This is a genomic window from Corallococcus sp. AS-1-6, assembly GCF_020037015.1.
GTDB lineage: Bacteria > Myxococcota > Myxococcia > Myxococcales > Myxococcaceae > Corallococcus.
This window is the reverse complement of the sequence record NZ_JAIQDE010000017.1, coordinates 76,186-98,417: the sequence shown is the minus strand read 5'-3', so window position 1 is coordinate 98,417 and position 22,232 is coordinate 76,186. Positions and strand designations below refer to the sequence as shown.

Genomic DNA, 22,232 nt, shown 5'->3' with positions numbered 1-22,232 from the left:
AACCCGAACGCCAGGCCGGGAGGTAGGCGTTTCCAGGAGCGAACGTTTGGGCATCTTTCCCATCCCACCGGTTTGACGGTGGGGCAGGAAGGCTGTGAATCCACCCTCAGGGCGCGGAGCGCGCCCGGTGCTTCAGGATGAACTCACACACCTCGCGCGCGGCGCCGAAGCCCGCGGCGCGCTGGGCCACGTAGTGCACCTGCGCGCGCACCTCGTCCGGCGCCTCCGGCACGGTGGCGGAGAAGCCCACCGCGTTGAGCAGCGGCAGGTCCACCACCTCGTCCCCCATGTAGCCGCAGTGCTCGGCGGACACGTCGAGGATGCCGAGCAGCTTCTCGAAGTGCGCCACCTTGTCCTGGCTGCCGAAGTGCACGTGGCGCAAGCCCAGCGACTGCATGCGCATCTGCGCGGAGAGGCTGTCGCCGCCGGAGATGGCGGCCACCTCGATGCCCGCTTCCTGGAGACGCTTGATGCCCATGCCGTCACGCACGCTGTACATCTGCGTCCAGCCGGAGTTGGGCACCCAGAAGATGCGGCCGTCGGTGAGCGTGCCGTCGATGTCGAAGATCATCACCGACAGGCGCGCCACCCGCGCCTTGAGCGACTCCAGGTCGTGGTTCATGCCGCGCCTTTCGCTACTTGGGCACGGCCTTGAGCGAGGCCTTGCCGTCCTTGATGACGACCTTGAACTCCACGGCCTTCGCGTTGTGCTGCTTGAGCAGCTCCGGCACCTGCTTGCGCAGCGTGGCGGCCACCGACTCGTAGGACAGCTTGGACGTGTCCTCCTGGCAGCGGCGCTTCGCGGTGACGTACGCGTCGTACACCGCGCGCAGCTTGTCGTCGGACATGCCGCCACCGGGGCCGGCCGCCGCGGGACGGGGCGCCGCCGCGGCAGGAGCCGCCGGACGCGCGGGCTGCTGGGGGGCCGCCACCGGAGCCTTGGTGGCCATGCCCGGAGGCACCGCCGGACGTCCCGCCGCCGGAGTCCCGCCCGCGGCCACCGCCGGCGTCACGGACGGCAGCTTCGACGTCCCCGCCGCCGGGGTCCCCACGGGCGCGATGGAGGGCAGCCCGCTCACGGGCGACACCGCCGGGACCGACTGCTTCGGCGGCACCAGCCCCGCGGGCGTGCCCCGGGGCGCGCCGGCCGGCTGCGCCGCGACGGGCGCCACCGCCGGAGTCCCCCGGAAGGGCGTGCCGCTCGGGGCCTGCGCCTCCAGGTACTCCGAGGCGAGCTTCGGCTCGTTGATGGGGCGGCGGCCGGTGAGCTCCTCAATCTCCTCGAAGTCCATGTCGTCGACTTCTTCGGGCAGCTCCACCACGCCCTTCGGGCGGTCGCCCGTGGCGCCGGCCTGCTTCGTCCCGGCGCGGCGGCGGGCCTTGGCCAGGTCGCGGCGGTAGGTGCCGGCTTCAATCTCCTGGAGCGTGCGCGTCCACAGCCGCTCGTAGGTGAGGAACTTGTTGTGGAGGCTCTGCACGCGGAACTTCACCGACGTGCTGCGGATGAAGGCGCCCTTGAGCTTCAACATCCGCTTCTTCAGGTCCTCATGCGCGCGGATGGGCGCCTGCCGCTCCATGCCCAGGAAGTACTGCTCGTAGCTGTGGCGCAGCTCCGCGATGGCCGCCTCCAGCTCCTCGCATTGCTGGAGGGCGGCTTCGCTGGAGGAACTGGCGTCCTGTTGCGCGGGCCGGGCCCCACCTTTGGCGGCGGGCCGTGCGTTGTCGGGCGGCGGCATGTTCCCGGGAGTGTCCCCAACCCGGGCGCGGCTCGCAACCTCAGGCCGCCGACGGTGTAGGCCCCAGGCCAGCGGCCTCACCCGCCGGTCGGTGGCGCGCCATCAGCAGCGCACCGAACGTGAACATGCACAGGGAGATGAACTGGCTGGTGGACACGTTGTACCAGGCCTCCAGGGGCACCGCCCCGGCCAGCCCCTGGGCCCCCAGCGACTCCAGCAGGCCGTGCAGGGTGCCGCGCTCCACGTCGCCCCGGAACAGCTCCACCGTGGTGCGCAGGCAGGCGTAGGCCATCAGCCACAGGGCGAAGATGTGCCCGTGGAAGCGGCGGAAGCGGCGCGCGTACAGGAGCGCCACGAAGAGCACCAACTGGCCCACCGACTCAAAGAGCTGCGTGGGGTACACCGGCAGCGTCGTGCCATGCTGGGCCACCCAGTCGGAGATGCGCACCGCGCCCGGCGCCCACTCGTGCAGCACCTGCCCGGTGGACTCCACCACGAAGCGGCCGTCACCCGCCTGCGAGCCATACGCCAGGCTGGACGCGCCCCCCAGCCGGCCAAACAGGTCCTGGGCCAGCCCGGAGCCCGGGAAGGTGACGCCCGTGTGCGAGTGGCTCCCGGCCATGTCGCCCCAGCAGCACCCGGCGGAGAAGCACCCCAGGCGCCCCAGGCACTGCCCCAGCGACACGGTGGGGATGCACACGTCCGCCAGCCGCAGGAAGTCCAGGTCGTACCTGCGGGCGAAGAGGAACGCCGCCAGCCCCGCGCCAATGAGGCCGCCGTAGAACACCAGCCCGCCGCCCAGGGAGAAGACCTGCGTCCAGTCGCGCGCGTAGTCCTGCCAGTTCACCAGCACGAACAGCACGCGGCTGCCCACGAGCCCGCCCACCAGGACCCAGAACGCCAGGTCCATCACCTGCTCGCGCTTCTGGGGCCCCTCCGTGTCCACCCAGCCCCTGCCCGGCACCAACGTCACGCGGCGCCACTCGTCCTGCGCCAGCCGGCCCGCCACCGCCACCGCGGTGGAGAAGCCCAGGGCCAGCAGCAGGCCGTAGGTGTGCAGCGGGATGCCCTCGCCCTTGCCGCCGGGGAACGCGTCCGCGGGCAGCGCGTACTTCAGGCCGAAGTACGCGAGGAAGCCGCCCACCGCCGCGAACCCCACCGCGCGCAGGAGCTTGTCCTGGAGCGGCGCGGGGCCCTCCTGGCCCGTCTTCTCGTCCACCGGCCCCAGCGTGCCCTTCCAGCCGTTGACGGCGACGGAGGCCACCACCCCCACCGCGGCGGCGTACAGCAGGAGCTGCATCCACAGCGTGGTGAAGGACAGGCGCAGCAGGACGGGGAGCATGGGGGGACCTCTGGCCCGGGCGGCCCGGACGAACGGCGGGGACAACCGGGACGGGCGGCAGGGACATTCCCCGCCCCGTCACGCCACTACGCGGCCTTCGCGGGAGTGGAGGACTCCGGCTTCTCCTTGCGCACGAAGGCATCCACCACGAGCATGCCCACGCCGATGCAGATGGCCATGTCCGCGACGTTGAACGACGGCCAGGCGGCCTTGTCGTACCAATGGGCCTCCAGGAAATCGATGACGAAGGCCCGCGCCACGCGGTCGATGTAGTTGCCCAGCGCGCCGCCCAGCACCAGCGGCAGGCCCCACAGCGCCCACACCTCCGTGGGGTCCGTGCCGGACAGCTTCCGGAAGTAGAAGACGATGAGCAGCACCGCGCCGAGGCTCACCAGGTGGAAGAGCGGGCCGCGCAGGTGCGGCGGCAGGTCGCGGAACATGCCCCACGCCGCGCCCGGGTTCTCCGCGTAGCGCAGGCGGAAGAAGTTCTCCGCCACCTCCACGTGCGTCTTCGGCTGGAAGTGCAGGCCCCGGAAGCCCGGTTCTTGCGCGGGCGAGTAGAACGCGCCCAGCCGCTCCGACAGGGTGGTGGCCCCGTCGAAGCGGGTGGTGAGGTCGCGCACGACCAGGTACTTCGTCCACTGGTCCAGCACGATGACGCCCAGCGTGAGGGCGAGGAGGATGACGTATTTGCGCGGCACGGAGAGGGCTTATACCAGCCCACCCCCGCGCGTCACGGCTGCGGGCTGCTGCCCTGGGGCAGCGGCTGCGCGGCGGCGGCTTCCGGACGGCGCAGCGAGTCCAGCAGCATCAGCGCCACGCCCACGCAGATGGCCGCGTCCGCCACGTTGAACGTGGGCCAGCGCATGCCCGGCTGGTTGCGCCAGTGCCAGTCGATGAAGTCGATGACGTAGCCCCGGATGAGCCGGTCCACGAAGTTGCCCAGCGCGCCGCCGGTGATGAGCGCCAGCGCCACGCGCACCAGCTTCTGCGACGGCTCCGTCTTCCGGTACAGCGTCAGGATGAAGCCCAGCGCCACCAGGCTCACCACGTGGAAGAACGCCTTGCGCGCCGTCTCCGGCAGGCTGGAGAACATGCCCCACGCCGCGCCCGGGTTCTCCACGTAGCGGAAGTGCCAGTAGTCCTCGATGAAGCGGTACGGCCGGGTGTTCTTGCGGAACACGCCCTCCACCGGAGGGTCGTTGTCCAGGTTCCGCTCGCTCAGGAAGCCGGACACGCGCGACAGGCCGCTGCGTCCATCCAGCGCCTCCGTCAGCCGGGACACGGCCAGGTACTTGGTCACCTGATCCGCCGCCAGCACGGCGAGGACCACCACGAGGAGGAGACGGAGGGAGGCTTTCATGGGGTGTCCGAACCTCTATCGCGCCCCCGGGAGCCCTGACAACCCGGACCCGGGCCGCAGGCCGCCGGCCCGCCTGCCCTCTCCCTCCCGGAGTCCGCCCGTTTCGGGCATGGTGCGCCCATGGCGCCTGTTGAGCCCGACGTGAAACCTTCCACTCCCGACATCGCCCCACCCGAAACCACCACGCCCCCCGCGGCGAAGCCGCCGTTGATGGCTCGCTTCAAGGCGTTGCTGCTGGAGTACGGCCCGGTGGCCTTCGCCCTGTACTGGCTGAGCTTCGGCCTGTCGATGGTGGGCTTCTGGGCGGCCATCCGCGCCGGCTTCCGCCCGGAGGGCGCGGGGGAGCAGGCGGGGGCGTGGGGCGCGGCCTACGTGGCCACGCAGGTCATCAAGCCGCTGCGGCTGGGCGCGGTGTTCGTGCTGACGCCGCTGGTGGCGCGCATCCCGCCGGTGGCCCGCTTCCTGGAGCGCCACCGGCACAAGTGGAGCGACATGCTCTGAAACGGCACGGGCCGGGCACCGGGGAGCTCCCGATGACCGGCCCGCGTTGCCTTCCGGAGCGCCCGTTAGAAGTTGGGCGTGCGGAACGTCTTGATGACGCCCATGTGCTGCATGTTGGACGCGCCGCTGTCGGTGTTCATCGCCGGGTAGATCTCCGAGATGGGCGTGTACACGCGGCTGTCGAGCACCAGGCCGTTGGTGAAGGTGCTGCTCCCGATGACGGTGGGCACCTGGTACTGGCGCAGGTCGGCGTCCACGAGCACGTGGTCATAGGGCTTGCTGCGGCTGGCGTTGGTGCCGTCCTTGCCGTTCTTGTCCACGGGGTGCGGGCCCGCGGTGTCGACCACCTGCTTGAAGGTGGTGATGCACGACTCGGAGCGGGAGTCGGTGTTGAAGTCGCCGCCGATGGTCAGGTAGTCGCTCTCCGGGACGTTGGCCTTGATGTACTTCACCAGGTTGGTGGCCTCCGTGTTGCGGACGCCGGAGCCGCTGGTGAGCAGGTGCACGCTGACGACCCAGAGGTCGCGCGGGCCCGGGATGTCGATGCGGGCCCAGGCGAAGTCGCGGTTGGACACCTGGGTGTCCGTCCATTCACCCGAGTCGATGATGGGGAAGCGGCTGATGATGCCGTTGGGGATCTGCGCGCCGGTCTCGCGGTAGTAGTAGAAGCCCGGGCCGAAGGTCGTATCGACCATGGCGCGGATGTCCGCCGCCGAGTCCGTCTTGTAGTTGAACTCCTGGATCATCACGACGTCGGGCTTCACGCCCTGCATCAGCCGGATGCCGTGGCCGGGGTCGTAGTCCTGGCCGTTGCCGCTGGTGAGATTGGCGGCCATCAGGCGGATCTGCGTGTAGCCAGCCTCGGAGTCCGAGCCGCCATCCGTCGTGCCCGCGTCCGTCGTGGTGCCCGCGTCGGTCGTCGTGCCAGCGTCGGTCGTCGTGCCCCCGTCGGTCGTGGTGCCCGCGTCGGTCGTGGTGCCAGCGTCGGTCGTCGTGCCCGCGTCGGTCGTGGTGCCAGCGTCCTCCGTGGTGCCAGCATCCTCCGTGGTGCCGGCATCATCGGTGCCCGGATCCACGTCGGTCCCAGCGTCCTCGGTGGTGCCCGCGTCGTCCGTGGACCCTCCCGCGTCGGAGCCCGCATCCTCGGTGGTGCCCGCGTCAGGGCGGGTCCCGGCATCGGAGGAGGTCCCCGCGTCCGGAGGCGGGATGGGCTCGTCACCCTCGCCGCATGCGAGCGCCAGGAAACCCAGCGCCAGGAAGGGGCGGAGGAACGGGGAGAGCTTTATTGCCATACGAGGCCTGGATCCTTGCTTCCGAGGGTGTCGAGGGGGTGACCCATCGGCTTCGGCACGCCGACTGGCGCGTGATTATAGAAGTTTGCAGGAAGGCTGTCCCCTGACCGCCCGTGAGGATTGCATCATCGTGTTTCAAGAATCCGAGAGTTTCACCGGCCCGTAGCTGGGGAAGGCGGGGATTCAAAGGAAGACATCAGGGCGCCGGCTACGACGCAGCAGGACACAAGGAGTCCAGGATGTCATCACGGCAGCTCACGGTGCGGATCCACGGCGCACTGAACGACTTCGTCGCACCGGAGCGCCGGGGGCAGACGTTCACGCACGTCCTGCAGGGCAGCCCGTCCGTGAAGGACCTCATCGAGTCGCTGGGTCCGCCGCATCCGGAGGTGGACGTGGTGTTGGTGGACGGCGAGCCGGTGGGCTTCGGGGACAGGGCGGAAGCGGACACACGCATTGACGTGTATCCGGCGTCGGATCCGTCAGCGCCGCGGGTGGCACGAGTAGGCCCGCCCCTCCCGGACATGCCGCGCTTCATCCTGGACGTGGGGTTGGGGAGGCTGTCCGGCTTCCTGCGGATGCTCGGCTTCGACACGCTCTGGCGCAACGACTCCCCAGACGACACGCTGGCGCGCGTGTCCCGCGACGAAGCGCGGGTGCTGCTGACCCGGGACCTGGGCGTGCTGAAGCGCTCGGAGGTGGTGCTGGGCTACTACCCGCGGGAGACGGATCCAGCGCACCAGTTGGTGGAGGTGGTGCGGAGGTACGGCCTGACGTCGCGCATGAGGCCCTTCTCCCGCTGCATCGCCTGCAACGCGCCGCTGTCCACCGCGACGCCGGAAGAAGTGCAGGGCCGCGTCCCGGAAGGCGTGACCCAACGCCACAGCCATTTCCAGCAGTGCCCCGGCTGCCAGCGCGTCTTCTGGCCCGGCACGCACCATGAACGCATGCAGAAGCTGGTGGAGACGCTGCGCAAGCTGGAACAGTCCTCCTGAGTCACATCCAGGAAGACCGTTCCGGCCCATGCACTACTGACAGGACCTAATCGTATCCCGTCGTAGCGTGCAGGCCGACTGGCTATAGCTGGCATGCACGTGGTTGTCATTGACACAAACCTTCCGAGCGCATTCCCCCCGGCCCGGCGCCGCATCGCCGTATCTGGGAAGAGGGTCGTTAACCTCGAAACGAGTCCCAAGACGCGACTCACAAAGAGAGGTCCCCTCGGGTTCTGTCACCCACTCGCGTTCGATCCGGCGCCCATCAATATTTGGAATGAAGGCCTGGGGAGGGGTACGCATGATGCAATCCGCATCTCCACTGAAGCGCCCTCCCACACCATTCTCAAGGCATGAGCCACCAACCATGACTCCGTTCGGCTCTTCATAAGGCAATGCAGCGTGTCGAGTCAGACTGGGAGGATTGATGAGCAGAACCTTCCCCTTCGAGTACACGCCCTCAGGCTTAAGCGGACTTTCACAGGCCTCGCTATACTGATCAAGATTTCCCCACTTCGCCGTAAAGAAACCACCTTCACCGTGATGAGGGAGGTTTGCGGTGTGCCCCAACTCATGAGCAATAGTGGAGACCCAAGTCCCGGCACGTGTGTCATCCGCGATTGCGATGCGGTCGATGAACTTGGGAGTACCGGGTCCCCCGACAGCTTCGGACGTCCCCTGGCGTCCTGACTCAAGCTTCATGCGCACAAAATACTTATTACCATTATGCACGCCGCCTTTATGATTGGCATTAATGACTCGGCTCGTCAATAGATAGTCCATATTCCCAAGAAGGCGGACCTTCAGGTTTGTCGCATTCGCGAACCGGCCAATCCCTGCGATGGACACATCTGTATTCATTTCGTCTTCAAGAAAATAGTCCGGTTCAGACGGCTTCGTCCGGACATGGGAGCCCTTTACGATGAAGCCCCGGTACTCCTCGAAAAGCGACAGAGCATCCCCTTGATGCGTGTTCTGCATTGAAGCGGGCAGCGCGTCACTATCGTCGTCATCCTGCTTGAGCATGCTGTTCTCATCCAACTTCCACGAGTCAGCGATGTACGAAGAGGCCACGCGCTTGGGAAGAAGCAGCGGGCCCTCCACAGGAGGAAGGGGGAACCCTGGAGTAGCGGACGGGTCCTTGATCCGCGAATAGACCATGCGGTCATTCTCCGTAATCCCCACCGCCATGATCTCCCCATAGCCACCAAAGTCGAACGAAGACACCTCCGAGGTCGCTTCGGTGAACGAACCAAACGGCGTTTCGACAGTGAATGGATCTACGGAATTGAGTCCATATGCTGCGTTACGGTCCTGCTCGAAAATCAAATCCGCATCGTCGCCATTCACCACAAGATCCTGGGGCGTCCTGTTCATAGCGATGCCCGGGAGGCTTGAAGATCCGAGCAGGAAGGTGACCTGCTTCATCGCGACTGCGGGCAACGACGGATCCTTGGGCTGGGCCTTCGCCTTGACGACCAAAGTGGAGCCTGGCTCGATCTGCGCAGTGCTGGTCAGGGACGTCCCCCCGGTAGAGATGGTCGCCTTCGGCAACCAGCTCTCGTAGCCATCAGCGCTCAGAACGAGATCGACGTCGGGATCTTCGGGCATCAGATCCCACTCGAACTCCCACTCCACAGGCATGGTTCCATAGGGCAACGGAGAGGGAACGCTCTGGACGATCGCACCATCCACCGTGATGAAGTGCTTCGTGTGATGCAGTCGAAGGGGCGCATCCACTGCAGGAACAGGGAAAACAAACTCATTCGCGAAGCTCATCGTGTTGTACGCGTGCCACCCGATGTTCGCCGGAGTCGTGACGTCTCCCTGGGTGCCAGTTCCCCAGCACGTAGAACCGTTGAATGGAGAAGGCTGGAACGAATAACTGCTGTCCGTGGGGAACTGCATGAACGCAAAGTTCCCCGGCGTTGCCCTGAAGCACTTCGCGTCATATTTCAGGACCGACGTCCCCTGGAAGGTGGAGTCATCCACGAGGTCAAAGCTGGAGAACCCAGGCTTGATTTCGACCAGCGCGAACATGGACGCCGGTATCATGGTGACCACGACGGGAGAGACGAAGCTGTAGCTGCTTTTCCACTGACGGTTGGCAGTCGTCGGCGTCGTCCAAGAACCACTGCTCCGACTCCGGACCTTGAGATAGCCAACCCATGTGGCCTGGGCAGTCACCCTGCTCACAGGCGTTTCGACTGCCTGTTGGACTTTCGCAGTGTTTATCGCCCCCAACTCGCCGTCAGGCGAAGAAGCAGCCTGACAAGCCGACAGAGCCAAGAGCCCCAAGGAAAGAATTGAACATGTCTGGATTTTTAGCATCAGCGCGCACAACTCCCTGAACGACAAGAGATCGCCCCCTCAGCAGCAGCCGAAGTACTTCGACGTCTGGACTATCCCATTGCCTGACAGAAGTCAGCGCTGAATTGATGGCATGCAAATATAGTTGCCTATTCCATCGCTCACATCAGAGCCCGTCAGCAGCGCGGGATTCTTCTTGCAATCCACGCCTGGATTCAGCCCAACGCCTCGCGGCATTTGAGGCACATGTCCCCCCCCTGCCCCACCGCTTCCGAGTAGACCCAGCAGCGGGGGCACTTGGTACCCAGCACTGGAAGCACTTCCGCGAACAGGGACGCTCCGTCACCCAAGGCCAGTGAAACCTCCAGCGCCTTCGCGGCCTCTGACGGAGACTCCACCAGCTCCACCTGACTCACGATGAACAGCCCCGGCAGCTCCGCGAGGTGCGCCTCCAGCAACTCCCGCACCGCGCCCGTGGCACTCAGCGCCACACGGGCCTCCAGCGAAGCGCCGATGCGCTTGTCCCGCCGCGCCACCTCCAGCACGCCCTGCACCGCGCTGCGCACCGCGAAGAGCTTCGCGTAGCGCGCCTCCAGCTCCGGCGGCATCGTGGCCTTCACCTCCGCGAAGCCCGCCAGGAACACGCTCTTCGCGCGCTCGCCCGGCAGGTGTTGCCACGCCTCCTCCGCCGTGAAGCTCATCACCGGCGCCAGCAGCGGCAGCAGCACCGTGAGCACCTCGTGCAACACCGTCTGCGCCCCCCGCCGCGCGGGCCCGCCCTGCTTCGCCGTGTAGAGCCGGTCCTTCAGGATGTCGAAGTACACGGCCGACAAATCATTGGCGCAGAAGTCCACCACCGTCGCGTAGACGAGGTGGAACTCATAATCCTCGTACGCCTGCCGCACTCGCGCGGCCACCTGCGCCAGCCGTCCTCGCGCCCACTGGTCCAGGGGCAACAGCGCGTCCGGTGCCACCGCGTCCTTCGCCGGGTCGAAGTCGTGCAGGTTGCCCAGCGCGTAGCGCAGCGTGTTGCGGATCTTCCGGTAGCCCTCCGACAGGCCCTTGAGGATGGCGTCCGACAGGCGCACGTCGTTGCGGTAGTCGCTCGCCGCCACCCAGAGGCGCAGCACCTCCGCGCCGTACTGCTGGATGACCTTGTCCGGCGCCACCGTGTTGCCACGGCTCTTGGACATCTTCTCGCCCTGGCCATCCACCACGAAGCCGTGCGTCAGGCACGCCTTGTAGGGCGCCACGTCGCGCGTGCCCACCGACACCAGCAGCGAGGAATGGAACCAGCCCCGGTGCTGATCACTCCCCTCCAGGAACAGGTCCGCCGGCACGCGCTGCCGCTTCGCCAGCACCGCGGACGCCATGCACGCCGAGTCGAACCACACGTCCAGGATGTCCGTCTCGCGGTGGAACTCGCCCTTGCCGCAGCGCGGACACGTGAAGTCCTGACCGAGGAACTCCTTCACCGGCGTGCGGTACCACACGCCCGCGCCCTCCTTCTCCACCGCCGCCGCCACCCGCTCCATCACCTCCGGGGACACCACCGCGTCGTCGCACCCGTCGCAGTACGCGATGGGAATCGGCACGCCCCAGCTCCGCTGCCGGCTGATGCACCAGTCCGGACGGCCCTCCAGCATGCCGCGGATCCGCGACTGTCCCCACGACGGCACCCACCGCACCTGGTCCACCTGCTCCAGCACCACCTGCCGGAACGTCCGCGTGCCGTGGAACGGCGCGTCCATGGGGATGAACCACTGATAGGTCGCCGCCTGGATGACCGGCTGGTGGCAGCGCCAGCAGTGCGGATAGCTGTGCGTGAGCGTGTCCGACCTGTCATTGAGCAGCGCGCCCCGCTGCACCAGCAGGTCCAGCACCGCCGGGTTCGCCTCGAACACGCGACGGCCCGCGAGCACCTCGCCCACCGTGTCGTCGTAGCGGCCGTCCGCGCGCACCGGGTTGTAGATGTCCAGGCCGTACTTCAGGCCGACCTCGTAGTCCTCCTGGCCATGCCCCGGCGCCGTGTGCACCAGCCCCGTGCCCGCGTCCAACGTGACGTGCTCGCCCAGCACCACGCGCCCCTGCCGCTCCAGGAACGGGTGCTGATACGTCACGTGCTCCAGGTCCTCGCCCGTCGCGTACGCGAGGATGCGGGATGGGTCCACCAGCGCCGGGGACGACACCTCACCCGTGGGCAACTGCACGTGCTTCACGGCCAGCTCGTCCGACTTCACCTCCGCCAGCACCTTCGCCAGCAGGTCCTTCGCCACGCAGAGGACGCGGTCCTCCAGCCGGTAGAACACGTATTCGAACGACGGGTTCACCGCGATGGCCAGGTTGGCCGGCAGCGTCCACGGCGTGGTGGTCCAGATGACGAAGGACACGCGCTGCCCCTTCAACTGCGGCAGCTTCTCCACCAGCGCCGGCCCCGCGTCGAAGGCCACGTACGCGGACGGTGACGTGTGCTCCGCGTACTCCACCTCCGCCTCCGCGAGCGCGGTCTGGTCCTGGAGGCACCACGCCACGGGCTTCTTGCGCCGGTACAACATGCCCCGGCGCGCGAACGCGGCCAGCTCGCGGACCTCCTGCGCCTCGTAGCTGAAGTCGAGCGTCCGGTAGGGCGCGTCCCACGTCCCGAAGACGCCCAGCCGCTGGAACTCCGCGCGCTGGATGTCCACGAACTCCAGCGCGTACTCGCGGCAGCGCTCCAGCAGCGCGTCGCGCGACAGCGTGCGCTTGTCCAGCGTCTGTTCCTTGAGGCGCTTCTCCACCGCCTGCTCGATGGGCAGCCCGTGGGTGTCCCAGCCGGGGATGAAGTCGCAGGGACGTCCGGAGAGGTTCCGGAACTTCACCACGATGTCCTTCAGCACCTTGTTGAGCGCATGCCCGGCGTGCAGGTGGCCATTGGCGTACGGCGGCCCGTCCGCCAGCACGAAGGGCTCACGGCCCGCGTTCTTCTGGAGCAACCGCGTCCACACGTCCTGCTCCCGCCACCAGGCGAGCAGGCGCGGTTCGAGCTGGCCCAGGTTCCCCTTCATGGGGAACTCCGTGCGCGGCAGGTGGACGGTGGCGTCGAGGTCCTTGCGGGAGGGGGCGTCGCTCATGGCTTCAGCGCCCGTAACACCCTCCCGCCGGTCCTTCAATCACAGCCAGGGGCTCACTCGTCGTGGTCGTCGTGGTCGTGCGAGTGCGGCTGGGGCGTGGACTTGCCCTTGCCCTTGGGACACTTCTTCGCGCACTTCGCCTTCGCGGCCTGGAATGCCTTGGTGCACTTGTCCGTGCAGTTCCTGTCCTTGGCGGAGCACTTCTTCACACAGGCCTGCATCGTGGGGCCGGCGTTGATGGAGCACTTCTCGTCGCACGTCTGCGCGAGCGCCTGGGGCGCCACCAGCACGGCTCCCAGCGCCATCAGTCCCAGCCATCCCCGCACCGCGATACGCGTCGTCATGTCACTCCCGTCTTCCGTTGCCCGCTGGCGTCACTCGCCCGGGCGCATGTCATCGTCCGGCGTCGCGGCCCGGCGCACCAGCCGCACCGCCACCGGGCCTTCCTTGGTGACCGCCAGCTTGAGCGAGACCTCCTCCGTGGAGGACTTGAACACGCGGGGTTCGATCTCTTTGAAGCCCGCCTTGGTGAGCACCTCGCGGTAGAAGGCCTCCACGTCCGCGGTCGTCTTGCCCGGCACCGAGTAGCTCACCGTGTGCGCGCCCTCCGTCTGCGCCGTCAGCACCCCGGAGCCGCCGGGGAACACGGGCAGCCCCGCGGGCTGGGGCGGCTTCGCGGCGCCCAGGTTCGCCTGGCCCAGGAACACCGTGGTGGTGTTGTCCGGGTTCACCTGGAGGATGGCCGTGTAGGAGATGAAGTTGCGCGTGTCGATGGCGGTCACCATCGGCTCGCGCAGGAGCTGCGGCTGCTTGTACGCCTCCGGCACCACGAAGCCCCAGGAGAGGAAGCGGTCCACCACGCTCTGGAGGATGACCTGCGCCTTCTCCTTGCTGCGCACCGCGAGCAGCTTCACCGGCACGCCGTTGGCGTCCACCTGCCCCGGCACGTCCACGACGCTGACGGTCTTCGGGATGTCCCAGGTGAAGTTGGCCCGCTGCGCCCAGGCAGGCGCGGAGAGCCCCAACACCAGCACCAGGGCCGCCCCACGAATCGCGCGCATCATCCCGTCTCCCCTAACCGCGGTTCGACCGCGCGGCCTTGACGGACTTGCCCGACTTCGGCCCCGTGTCGCCCTCCGGCTTGGGGCAGCGGGACTTGCACTGGTTGAACTGGGCCTGGAACTTCTGCGCGCAGCGCGCGGAGCAGGTGCGGCTGCTGTCCTTCGCCGCCCCCGGGCTGCTCGGCGCCGGACAGGCGGTGATGCAGGCGTTGAGCGTGTCCCCGTTCTTCGTCGCGCAGTCCGTGTTGCACGAATTGCTGTCCGCGCGCGCGGGGGACGCCGTCAGGCACAGCACGAACGCCAGAACTCCACCCGACAGCAGGCTTCGCATCTTCATCTTCAGCAATCCTTTCCAAGGAAACAGCCGTTACGGTCCAGATAGCCCAGACCGTAGTGGGGCGTGGTGATGCCAATCAGCGCGCCGGGGGACGTGTTCCACAGGTTTCCCAAGGGCGCGGGCTTGAGGGCAAAGGCCTGCATGAATTGGCTCTCCTCACCCGCAGCGCTCATCCAGAAGGTGTTCTCCCGCTGCATCAAGACCAGGGGCGGCAGCGGGTTGAAGAAGAGGGCATCCATCGCCAGGAAGCTGGCGTAGGTCGGGATGGGCAGCGTGGTGGGCTCGTAGACGCCCTTCGTGGCCGTGTAGAACGGCACATTGGTGCACGGCACCGCCAGGTCCTGGAACAACAAGCAGGTGGAGGACTCGACCTCGTTCGACAGGCCCCAGTCATCCACGAGCATGGAGAAGCGGCCCCGGCAGGTGCCGCCCACCGCGCGGCCAATGCCACACACCTGGATGTTGGCGTGGGCCGGGTCCTGGTGCTGCTCCTTGTACAGCCCCGTCTCCGAGGTCTGGTCCAGGTACCGGGTGGGGATGTTCCAGGAGCTCAGGTTCGCCTGGGACGTGCACCCCGTGCCGCCCTCGTCGCGGTACATCAGCCGGGTCAGCACGGGGCCATCCCAGTCCAGCCCCCCGTTGCGGTCGCAGCTCACGCGCAGGTCCGAGCCCCGCGTGAACACCTGCGTGATGGTGTCGCCGCGGTTGACGGACGACAGGCCGTTGAAGTCCGCGTACCGCGCCTGCGCGTCCTCACCTGCCCGCCGCATGGAGTCATGCGCCGAGCCGTAGTCCACGGGGATGTCATGCATCTCCCCGTGCGTGCCGTTCCACAGCGCGGACACGGCGGCCTCCTGCACCTTCAGCGACAGGAAGCCCACCTCCGCGAAGTGGATGCCGAACACCAGGATGGTGATGAACAACGTGACGCCGAGGGCCGCCTCGACGATGGACTGGCCCCGCGCCTGCCTGCGGTGACGACGAAGGTGGCTGTGCATCACTGGAACCCCCTGAAGCCCACGCGCCGCAGCTCCTGGATGGTGGCGGCGGAGGCAGGAGAGCTGGAACCCAACGTGTCGATTGCGTCCTGAAGCCCCGTCTCATCCGTGTCCACCGGCACCAGCGTGGCGCGCCAGTACGGGTTGAGCAGGTTGGGCGGCTCGCTCCAGTGGGAGACGCCCAGGCTGCGGCCACGGTGGTAGTACGCGATGCCCGTGGACAGCGCCGTCTGGATGCCCAGCGGCGTGCCGTCCGCCATGGTGGCGCTGCGGTTGTCGAACTTGCCCGCGTTCGGGTTCGGGTTGTTGGCCTCGAAGCGGAAGCGGAACGCCAGGTTCCACGGGTCCTGCTGCGCCGCGGGCATGTTGCTGCGGTCTCGCTGGATGACCGCGAAGTTCTTCGGCTGCCCGAAGTTGTTGTCCTCGCCGTTGGGCCACAGCTCCGTCAGGTTGTAGTCCATGAACGGCGGCCAGATGCCCGGGCAGCTCGACGGACCGCCCAGACACGGCGCCAGCATGTGCCGCGCGAAGGGCGCCGGGTCCGTGCCGCCAAACCACATATGCGTGGGCGTGGGCATGACGCCGCCGGAGGCCGCGAACAGGGCGAGCGTCGGCACCGTCCCGCCCACCATCACCGGGCACGGCGGTCCACCGCCATGCGCGATGTGGTTGTAGACGAAGGCCACGGTGCTCTGGTCTTCAGCCGTGACGGCGGGAGCGTAGGGAGGAAAGAGCCCGTACTGGAGGATGGGCTTGCCGAAGTGCGCCGTGCCAGCGGCATGCAAGAGCGTGACGATGTCCGGCGGCGTGATGACGAAGGCCAGGTTCGCCTCGTGCGCGATGTACTGCTCGATGGTGCGCGACGTGACGAAGGTGAAGCCGCGGCTGCCCATCGCCGCGTCCACGCTGTGGGCCACCGTCAGCGGCAGCGGGTCACACACCGCGCCTCCACCCAAGCACGCCGTGTTGTCCGCCAGCTCGTTGCGGGAGACGTTGCCCGCGGACGGCGCCAGCCACCCCGCGTCGCGCGGGTTCTTGCCCGGCACCAGGTCCCCCAGGATGTCGTTGGCGAACCCCTGGTTGCCAATCTTGTCCTCGAGGTTCATGTAGTCGTTCAGGGAGGAGGCATACAGCGCGCCCGCCGCCACCTGGTGCAGGCGCATCTGCAGGCCCACCATGGGGTCCAGGGACTGGAAGACGGCCTCCACGCGCAGGTCCTCGCGCTGCAGCTTCGTCATCAGCCGGCCCAGGTCCGACACGCCGCGCGTGCCGCAGCGGCACATGCGGGCGCAGAAGCCGTTGCTCCAGGCGCAGGGACAGCCGGCGATGGCGAAGGCCTGGTAGACGGGCACCCACGCCGCGTAGCCGGCCTTCGCCGCGTTCAGCTCGCCGCGGTAGAGGCTGGCCCAGTTGAGCAGGCTGGCCGCGCCGGCGTTCGCCACCATGTGGGCGATCTCCGCGCGGTTGCTGACGGCGATGGTGTTGAACGTGCGCGCCGTGGCCACCGCGTTCGAGTACGCGGCCGCGTCCGCCACCGTCTGCACCTCGATGCGCTCGCGCACCTTCATGGTGAACGACAGCGTGAGGGCCACCATCAGCAACAGCAGCAACATGCTGAGGACGAACAGCACCAGGGTCTGACCGCGCTGGAGGGGGGAGCGCTTCATCGTTTTCACCGGGGACAGGCCATGGTGGCGAAGAAACGCGACTTCACGGGCGTCATCATTCGCATGGTGAACGTGGTGATGATGGGGAAGACGTACTGCCGGTTGAGCACGCGGTCCGCCAGCTCCGCGCCCAGCTCGCCGTCCAGCACGTGCGACGCCGTCACGTCACTGCCGTTCCAGTTGGCGTTGCGCTCCGGGACGATGAGCGGGTTCGCGTCCGTGTAGGAGCGCAGGCTGAAGTGCGCCAGGAACATGCGCGACATCACCCAGTTGGCGAACGGGATGCGCAGCGGGTACCAGAAGACCAACTGCACCTCCAGCCGCCGCAGGTGCCCCGGCCGGTCGAAGTCGCTGTCCTCCGGGCTGTCCACGCCGCCGCCCGCCAGGTCCCGCTGGATCCACACGATGCTGCGGTTGTGCACGCCGTCCAGGCCCGGGCCCGGACCGCCGGAGCCCGCGTAGCGGTTGTTCATCCGCGCCGCGAACGCCTCCGCCAGCAGCCGGGGCGCGTCGGAACCCGCGCCGCGGCCCAAAGGACCGTTGAGCGACCCCGTCCCCTGCCCCATGAACGAGTGGAAGGTCGGAATCAGCGCCAGGATGGCCGCGTGGGTCATCCGCTCGCAGTCCCCGTGCGCCACGCTGCCCGCGCGCGTCGCCCGGAAGGCCGCGTAGTGCGTCATCACCCGCGCCTGCATCATCAGGAAGAGCTGGAGCGCGCCCAGAATCAGGAACACGACCAGCGGCAGCGACAGCGCGGCCTCCACCAGGGCCTGGCCGGATTCGCCTGCTTCACGGGGGGATCGTGCGCTCATACGGAGGCTCATCCTGCGGGACGGGGGAATCTCGCAGTATCCGTCAAGTGACCGCCGACACACTGCGTCGGGGTCGGAAGGGGGAAACGGGAGTGTCTCAGAGGATGGGCCCGGTGAAAACTTCCCGGGATTCAACACCCTGAGTGAAACCGTGTAACGACGCTGTTTCAGCGCGGTTTCAGCCCCTTGGCGTCGAGCTGATACTTCTTCACCAGCCGCTCGATGGACTTGCGGTGCAGCCCGCTCTCCCGGGCGGCGCGGGAGAGGTTGCCCTCGCAGCGGGTGAGGACGCTGGTGACGTACTCGCGCTCGAAGTTCTCCAGGAGCTGCTCCTTGGCGTCCTTGAAGGCCAGGTGCTCGTTGAAGGGGAGCGGCCCCTCGCGGGCCTGGCCCCGGACGCGCGGGGGCAGGTGGGAGGGCAGTATCTCCTCGCCCTCGGAGAAGGTCAGCACGTGGGAGAGCACGTTCATCAGCTCGCGCACGTTGCCGGGCCATGCGTAGGCCATGAGCAGCCCCAGGGCCTCCGCGGAGAAGCGCTTGCGGCCGTGCTTCTCCACCACCTCCGGCTCCGCCAGCGCCTGCTTGAGGATGAGCGGGATGTCGTCCCGGCGCTGGCGCAGGGGCGGCAACTGGATGTGGATGACGGACAGGCGGAAGTAGAGGTCCTCGCGGAAGTTGCCCGCGGCGATCTCCTTCACCAGGTCGCGGTGGGTGGCGGCGATGACCCGGCAGTCCACTTCAATGACGTCGTTGCCGCCCACCCGGCGCACCTCGCGGTTCTCCAGCACGCGCAGCAGCTTGGGCTGCAGGTCCAGGCGCAGCTCGCCCAATTCGTCCAGGAAGATGGTGCCCCCTTGCGCGCGCTCGAAGGCGCCGGGGCGGCTGGACGTGGCGCCGGTGAAGGCGCCCTTCTCATGGCCGAACAGCTCGCTCTCGATGAGGTTGGGCGGGATGGCGCCGCAGTCCAGCACCACCATGGGGCCCTTCTTGCGGCCGGACAGCTCATGGATGGCGCAGGAGACCAGCTCCTTCCCGGTGCCCGTCTCCCCCTGGATGATGACGGACACGTCCATGGGCGCGATGCGGTTGATGAGCCCGAACACCTGCCGCATCTTCACGCTCTGGCCCACCATGCCGCACAGCTCGCCCTCGCGGTCGGGCTCCACCGCCACCTCCTCGTCCAGGGGGGCGAAGGTGATGACGGAGGAGCCGGCGCGGATCTGCGAGCCCGGGGACAGGTAGGCCCGTTCAATCCGGCGGCCGTCCAGGAATGTGCCGTTGGTGGAGTTCAGGTCCACCAGCAGGTGGCCGCGCTCGGTGTACTGCACCTCGAAGTGGTGGCGGCTGGCGGTGCGGTCCTCCACCAGCACCAGGTCGTTGCCCGGGTGCGCCCCGCAGCGCAGCCGCTCCTTGTCGCTGACCATGGAGCGCCCGGTGTCCGGACCGGACGTCACCACCAGCCGGCACTTGTGCAGCTTCACGCTGGCGCGCGGATCCACGACCAGCGTCTCCCCCAGGAGGGGGGACTGGGAGGACAGTTCGAGGCCGACGTCTCCGGGGTTGGTGTGGATGTCGTCGGGATGCGGGTTGGGTGCGGTCATCAGTGAACGCGAGGATAGCAAAGGGTGCCCACGCGCCGTGCCTCCACGCCCGTGCGTGCTAGTGTCCCGCGCCCCGCATGTCCCCCCGAAAAGCCCAGCCGAAGAAGGCGCCCGTCCCGCCTGGCGCACAGGCACCCGAGCGCGGTGACGCACCGCGACCCAAGCGGCCCCGCGCGAAGAAGACCGTGGCCATCCTGTCCCGCAAGCGCTCGCTGTACTCGACGCGCCGGCTGGTGGAGGCCATCAAGGCCCAAGGGCACCGGGCGCTCGTGTTCGACACGCTGCGCTGCTGCCTGCTGCTGGCGCGCGGCCAGCCGCGCATGACCTACCGCGGCGCGGAGGTGAAGGGCGTGGACGTGGTGATTCCGCGCATCGGCGCGTCCATCACCGCGTACGGCCTGGCGGTGGTGAACCACTTCGAGATGATGGACGTGCCCGTCCTCAACCCGCCCACGGCCATCGCGCGCAGCCGCGACAAGCTGCGCGCGCTCCAGTTCCTCGCCCGCGCGGGCCTGGACATGCCCAAGACGGTGATGGCGCACGACCGCGGCAACGTGCGCAAGCTGGTGCAGGAGGTGGGCGGGCTGCCCGTCATCATCAAGCTGATCAAGGGCACCCAGGGCGTGGGCGTGATGATCGCCCACACGCTGCCGGAGGTGCAGACCATCCTCGACACCTTCTGGGACCTGGGCCAGGAGATCGTCCTCCAGGAGTTCGTCGCGGAGAGCGAGGGCCGCGACGTGCGCGCGCTGGTGGTGGGCGACACCGTGGTGGGCGCCATGCGCCGCAAGGCGAAGAAGGGCGAGTTCCGCTCCAACATCCACCGCGGCGGCGAGGGCCGCGCCATCACCCTGCCCCCGGACTACGTGGAGGCCGCGGTGAAGGCGGCGCGCATCATCGGGCTGGAGGTCGCGGGCGTGGACATGCTGGAGGGCCGCGAGGGCCCGCGCCTGATGGAGATCAACTCCAGCCCCGGCTTCGAGGGCCTGGAGGGCGCCACCGGCAGGGACATCGCGGGCCACATCGTGGAGCACGCGTTGGTGTATGCGGGGACCCGGGCCGGCGTGTTGCGCACACGGGCGGGCCGCGCTTCCTGATCAACCCGTGGTGTTGGAAGCAGGCGCGCGAGCAGCACCTGCGTGCCTGCCCGCCTGCTCCATGGCGTGCGTGCGGGGCTTCACGGTGCGCACGGTGCCTTGGATGCTCCTCAGGAATACGGGAATGCCTTCGGGCGTGGATTGTCCGTGGGTGTTGGCAGCGGCGGGGATGCGCCTCTAATCTGGCGACCCCCGATGAAAACGCTGCACAAGCCGCTGCAGATCACCGTCTACCAGGATGTGCTTTGTGCCTGGTGCTACCTCGCCGACCAACGGTTGGAGGTGCTTCGCCAGGAGTTTGGCGACGCCGTCCGCTGGAGCGTGCGTCCCTACCCCCTGCGTCTGCACGACGTCCTGCCCACGGAGCGCGAAGTGCGCGGGCTGGTGGAAGAGGTGAAGCGCGCGCAGCGCGAACCCGACCCCACGGCCTCGCTGCTCTCCACGGACCTGTGGCTGGGCGGTGATCCGCCGCGCTCCAGCGTGCCGGCGCTGGCTGCGCTGGAGGCGGCGCGGTTGCAGGGGCCGCAGGCGCGGGCCTTCCTCGCCCGGTCCATGCAGCGCGCCGCGCTGGAGCAGGGCGTCAACGTGTCGCGCTCGGATGTGGTGTTCGAGCTGGCGTCGCGCGTGGGCCTGTCCATGAACCAGTTCTCCGCGGCCTTCCGTTCGGAGGAGACGCGCCGGCTCATCTACGACGAGCACCGGCTGGCCGGCAGCCGCGGCGTGCGCGGCGTGCCCACGCTGGTGATTGGCGGCCGGTGGATGCTGTGCGGCCTGCGCGAGCTGTCCGAGTACCGCGAGCACATCCTCGCGTGCCTGGGCAAGGTCGCCGTGCCCCGCTCGGGTTCCTCCGAGCGGCTGGTGCACTGAAGAGCGTCCCCGCGCGCGCCTTCGCCCCGTTCGCGAAGGCGCGCGTCCCTGCGGCCCTCAGCCCGGGAAGGACTCCGCGTCGTCACGCGGGGAGCGCAGGCACAGGAACATCCCCGCGATGAGCAGTTGGGCCAGCGCCATGCCGGGGATGAAGCCCACGCAGCACGCGAAGACCCCCGCCAGCATGGCGGCCGCCCCCGCGAGCCCCACGCCCAGGATGCCCAGGCGCTGACCGCGCGCGGCCTCCCAACTGCGGCGCAGCACCTCGAGGGGCGAGGGCGGCGCGTCGCTGTAGGCGAGCTCCGGCTGGACCAGGTAGAGCGGCAGCGCCAGGTACATGAGGGGCCCCACCAGCACCAGGAACCCCAGCCCCAGCACGCCGAGGATGGGCACCAGCGCGTTCCAGAACTGCTCCGAGGAGGAGCCCAGGTCCACGCCGCTCATCAGGCCCGTGCCCACGAGCACGAGGATGCCCAGGAAGGACAGCAGGGCCAGCGGCACCATCACGATGACGAAGACGAGGAGCATCGTCAGCGTGTAGGGGACCGCCTTGTGCATCTGGCTGAAGAGGCGCGCCACGTCCGCGCGGCCTCCGTGCAGCACGTCGAAGCACACGCGCAAGAGCCCCAGTTGCACCAAGCCCTGCACCAGTTGCTGCGCCACGAACCCCACCCCGCCCAGCACCATGGCCACGACGACGCTGTCCGCCGCCGCGCCAATGCCCGTGGCCACGTTGAGGAGCAGGTTCGCGCCCAGGGACACGCCCAGGTAGATCAACACCGCGAGCGACAGCATGCCCCACTCGCGCTGGAACGCGGGCCAGCACACGTCCCACAGCTTGTTGAAGGTCCACGTCTCCCGGCTCAGCGGGAACGTGGCGCCGGAGCGCTCCCGGCACGTGGGGCAGCGCGGTGACGCGCCGTCCTGGCTGCACGCGTCGCACGTGAAGTTGCCACAGCGGGCGCAGGTGCCCGTGGCCTCCCGCCCCGGGTGCAGCGCGCAGGACGCCCCCATCGCGCGTCCGAAATCCACATCCGACATCCGCATGCCTCCCAACGCGCGGCGCCCCCAGAGGGCCGCGACCCGGGTGTCATATCAGGCGGGCCCCTCCCCTTCCCGGCGGGCGGGCAGTCCGGGTGAATT

The 22,232-nt window shown here is 68.3% G+C and carries 20 protein-coding genes; 4 read left to right on the top strand and 16 right to left on the bottom strand.

Going from position 1 to position 22,232, the window contains the following annotated elements:
- Positions 1–106 precede the first annotated feature (106 nt).
- The 5 genes from K8612_RS23100 to lspA (K8612_RS23080) form a co-directional block, all read right to left on the bottom strand.
- Positions 107–622 carry an HAD family hydrolase gene (locus K8612_RS23100; protein ID WP_223744419.1) on the bottom strand — a complete coding sequence of 172 codons (516 nt, stop codon included), beginning with the start codon at positions 620–622 and terminating at the stop codon, positions 107–109.
- A gap of 13 nt (positions 623–635) precedes the next feature.
- Positions 636–1,736 carry an MXAN_5187 C-terminal domain-containing protein gene (locus tag K8612_RS23095; protein WP_223763882.1) on the bottom strand — a complete coding sequence of 367 codons (1,101 nt, stop codon included), beginning with the start codon at positions 1,734–1,736 and terminating at the stop codon, positions 636–638.
- 40 nt (positions 1,737–1,776) lie between these two features.
- Positions 1,777–3,078, bottom strand: coding sequence for a prolipoprotein diacylglyceryl transferase (locus tag K8612_RS23090; RefSeq protein WP_223763881.1), 1,302 nt, complete (start codon positions 3,076–3,078; stop codon positions 1,777–1,779).
- A gap of 86 nt (positions 3,079–3,164) precedes the next feature.
- Positions 3,165–3,779, bottom strand: coding sequence for a signal peptidase II (gene lspA / locus K8612_RS23085; protein ID WP_223744416.1), 615 nt, complete (start codon positions 3,777–3,779; stop codon positions 3,165–3,167).
- A gap of 32 nt (positions 3,780–3,811) precedes the next feature.
- Entirely contained in the window at positions 3,812–4,441 is a 630-nt protein-coding gene (lspA, locus tag K8612_RS23080) for a signal peptidase II (protein ID WP_223763880.1), read from the bottom strand.
- A 141-nt stretch (positions 4,442–4,582) separates the two neighbouring features.
- Here lspA (K8612_RS23080) and K8612_RS23075 point away from each other — a divergent pair, with 141 nt between their 5' ends.
- Complete coding sequence (locus tag K8612_RS23075; RefSeq protein WP_223763879.1) at positions 4,583–4,942, top strand: FAM210 family protein; 360 nt, start codon at positions 4,583–4,585, stop codon at positions 4,940–4,942.
- 65 nt (positions 4,943–5,007) lie between these two features.
- Here K8612_RS23075 and K8612_RS23070 read toward each other — a convergent pair whose 3' ends face one another.
- A complete protein-coding gene (locus tag K8612_RS23070; protein ID WP_223763878.1) occupies positions 5,008–6,234 on the bottom strand; it encodes an endonuclease/exonuclease/phosphatase family protein in 1,227 nt (408 codons plus the stop codon).
- Between the two features lie 239 nt (positions 6,235–6,473).
- Here K8612_RS23070 and K8612_RS23065 point away from each other — a divergent pair, with 239 nt between their 5' ends.
- Complete coding sequence (locus tag K8612_RS23065) at positions 6,474–7,229, top strand: Mut7-C ubiquitin/RNAse domain-containing protein (protein WP_223763877.1); 756 nt, start codon at positions 6,474–6,476, stop codon at positions 7,227–7,229.
- 33 nt (positions 7,230–7,262) lie between these two features.
- On the opposite strand, the gene K8612_RS23060 is transcribed toward K8612_RS23065, so the two are convergent.
- From K8612_RS23060 to K8612_RS23020, 9 genes are all read right to left on the bottom strand, one after another.
- Positions 7,263–9,269, bottom strand: coding sequence for a hypothetical protein (locus K8612_RS23060; protein WP_223763876.1), 2,007 nt, complete (start codon positions 9,267–9,269; stop codon positions 7,263–7,265).
- A gap of 485 nt (positions 9,270–9,754) precedes the next feature.
- Positions 9,755–12,649, bottom strand: a complete 2,895-nt coding sequence (gene ileS / locus K8612_RS23055) for an isoleucine--tRNA ligase (protein ID WP_223763875.1) — start codon at positions 12,647–12,649, stop codon at positions 9,755–9,757.
- Positions 12,650–12,702: 53 nt separating this feature from the next.
- Positions 12,703–12,993, bottom strand: a complete 291-nt coding sequence (locus K8612_RS23050) for a hypothetical protein (RefSeq protein WP_223744641.1) — start codon at positions 12,991–12,993, stop codon at positions 12,703–12,705.
- A gap of 30 nt (positions 12,994–13,023) precedes the next feature.
- Positions 13,024–13,713 carry a hypothetical protein gene (locus K8612_RS23045; protein ID WP_223744640.1) on the bottom strand — a complete coding sequence of 230 codons (690 nt, stop codon included), beginning with the start codon at positions 13,711–13,713 and terminating at the stop codon, positions 13,024–13,026.
- Positions 13,714–13,723: 10 nt separating this feature from the next.
- Positions 13,724–14,047 (bottom strand): hypothetical protein, encoded by a 324-nt coding sequence (locus K8612_RS23040; RefSeq protein WP_223744639.1) that lies wholly within the window; start codon positions 14,045–14,047, stop codon positions 13,724–13,726.
- 2 nt (positions 14,048–14,049) lie between these two features.
- On the bottom strand, positions 14,050–15,045 hold the full coding sequence (locus K8612_RS23035; protein WP_223744638.1) for a TadE/TadG family type IV pilus assembly protein: 996 nt from the start codon (positions 15,043–15,045) through the stop codon (positions 14,050–14,052).
- A complete protein-coding gene (locus K8612_RS23030; RefSeq protein ID WP_223744637.1) occupies positions 15,045–16,712 on the bottom strand; it encodes a pilus assembly protein TadG-related protein in 1,668 nt (555 codons plus the stop codon). Before K8612_RS23030 ends, K8612_RS23035 begins: the two co-directional genes overlap by 1 nt.
- Positions 16,713–16,717: 5 nt before the next feature.
- The gene (locus tag K8612_RS23025) at positions 16,718–17,524 is read right to left on the bottom strand and encodes a TadE/TadG family type IV pilus assembly protein (protein ID WP_223744636.1); all 807 of its coding nucleotides are present in this window, start codon (positions 17,522–17,524) and stop codon (positions 16,718–16,720) included.
- 167 nt (positions 17,525–17,691) lie between these two features.
- Complete coding sequence (locus K8612_RS23020; protein WP_223763874.1) at positions 17,692–19,125, bottom strand: sigma 54-interacting transcriptional regulator; 1,434 nt, start codon at positions 19,123–19,125, stop codon at positions 17,692–17,694.
- A 77-nt stretch (positions 19,126–19,202) separates the two neighbouring features.
- Between K8612_RS23020 and K8612_RS23015 the strand changes: the two genes are divergently transcribed.
- Positions 19,203–20,222 (top strand): RimK family alpha-L-glutamate ligase, encoded by a 1,020-nt coding sequence (locus tag K8612_RS23015; RefSeq protein ID WP_223763873.1) that lies wholly within the window; start codon positions 19,203–19,205, stop codon positions 20,220–20,222.
- A gap of 195 nt (positions 20,223–20,417) precedes the next feature.
- Entirely contained in the window at positions 20,418–21,089 is a 672-nt protein-coding gene (locus K8612_RS23010) for a DsbA family protein (protein ID WP_223744633.1), read from the top strand.
- A 57-nt stretch (positions 21,090–21,146) separates the two neighbouring features.
- On the opposite strand, the gene K8612_RS23005 is transcribed toward K8612_RS23010, so the two are convergent.
- Positions 21,147–22,130, bottom strand: coding sequence for a hypothetical protein (locus K8612_RS23005; RefSeq protein WP_223763872.1), 984 nt, complete (start codon positions 22,128–22,130; stop codon positions 21,147–21,149).
- Positions 22,131–22,232 lie beyond the last annotated feature (102 nt).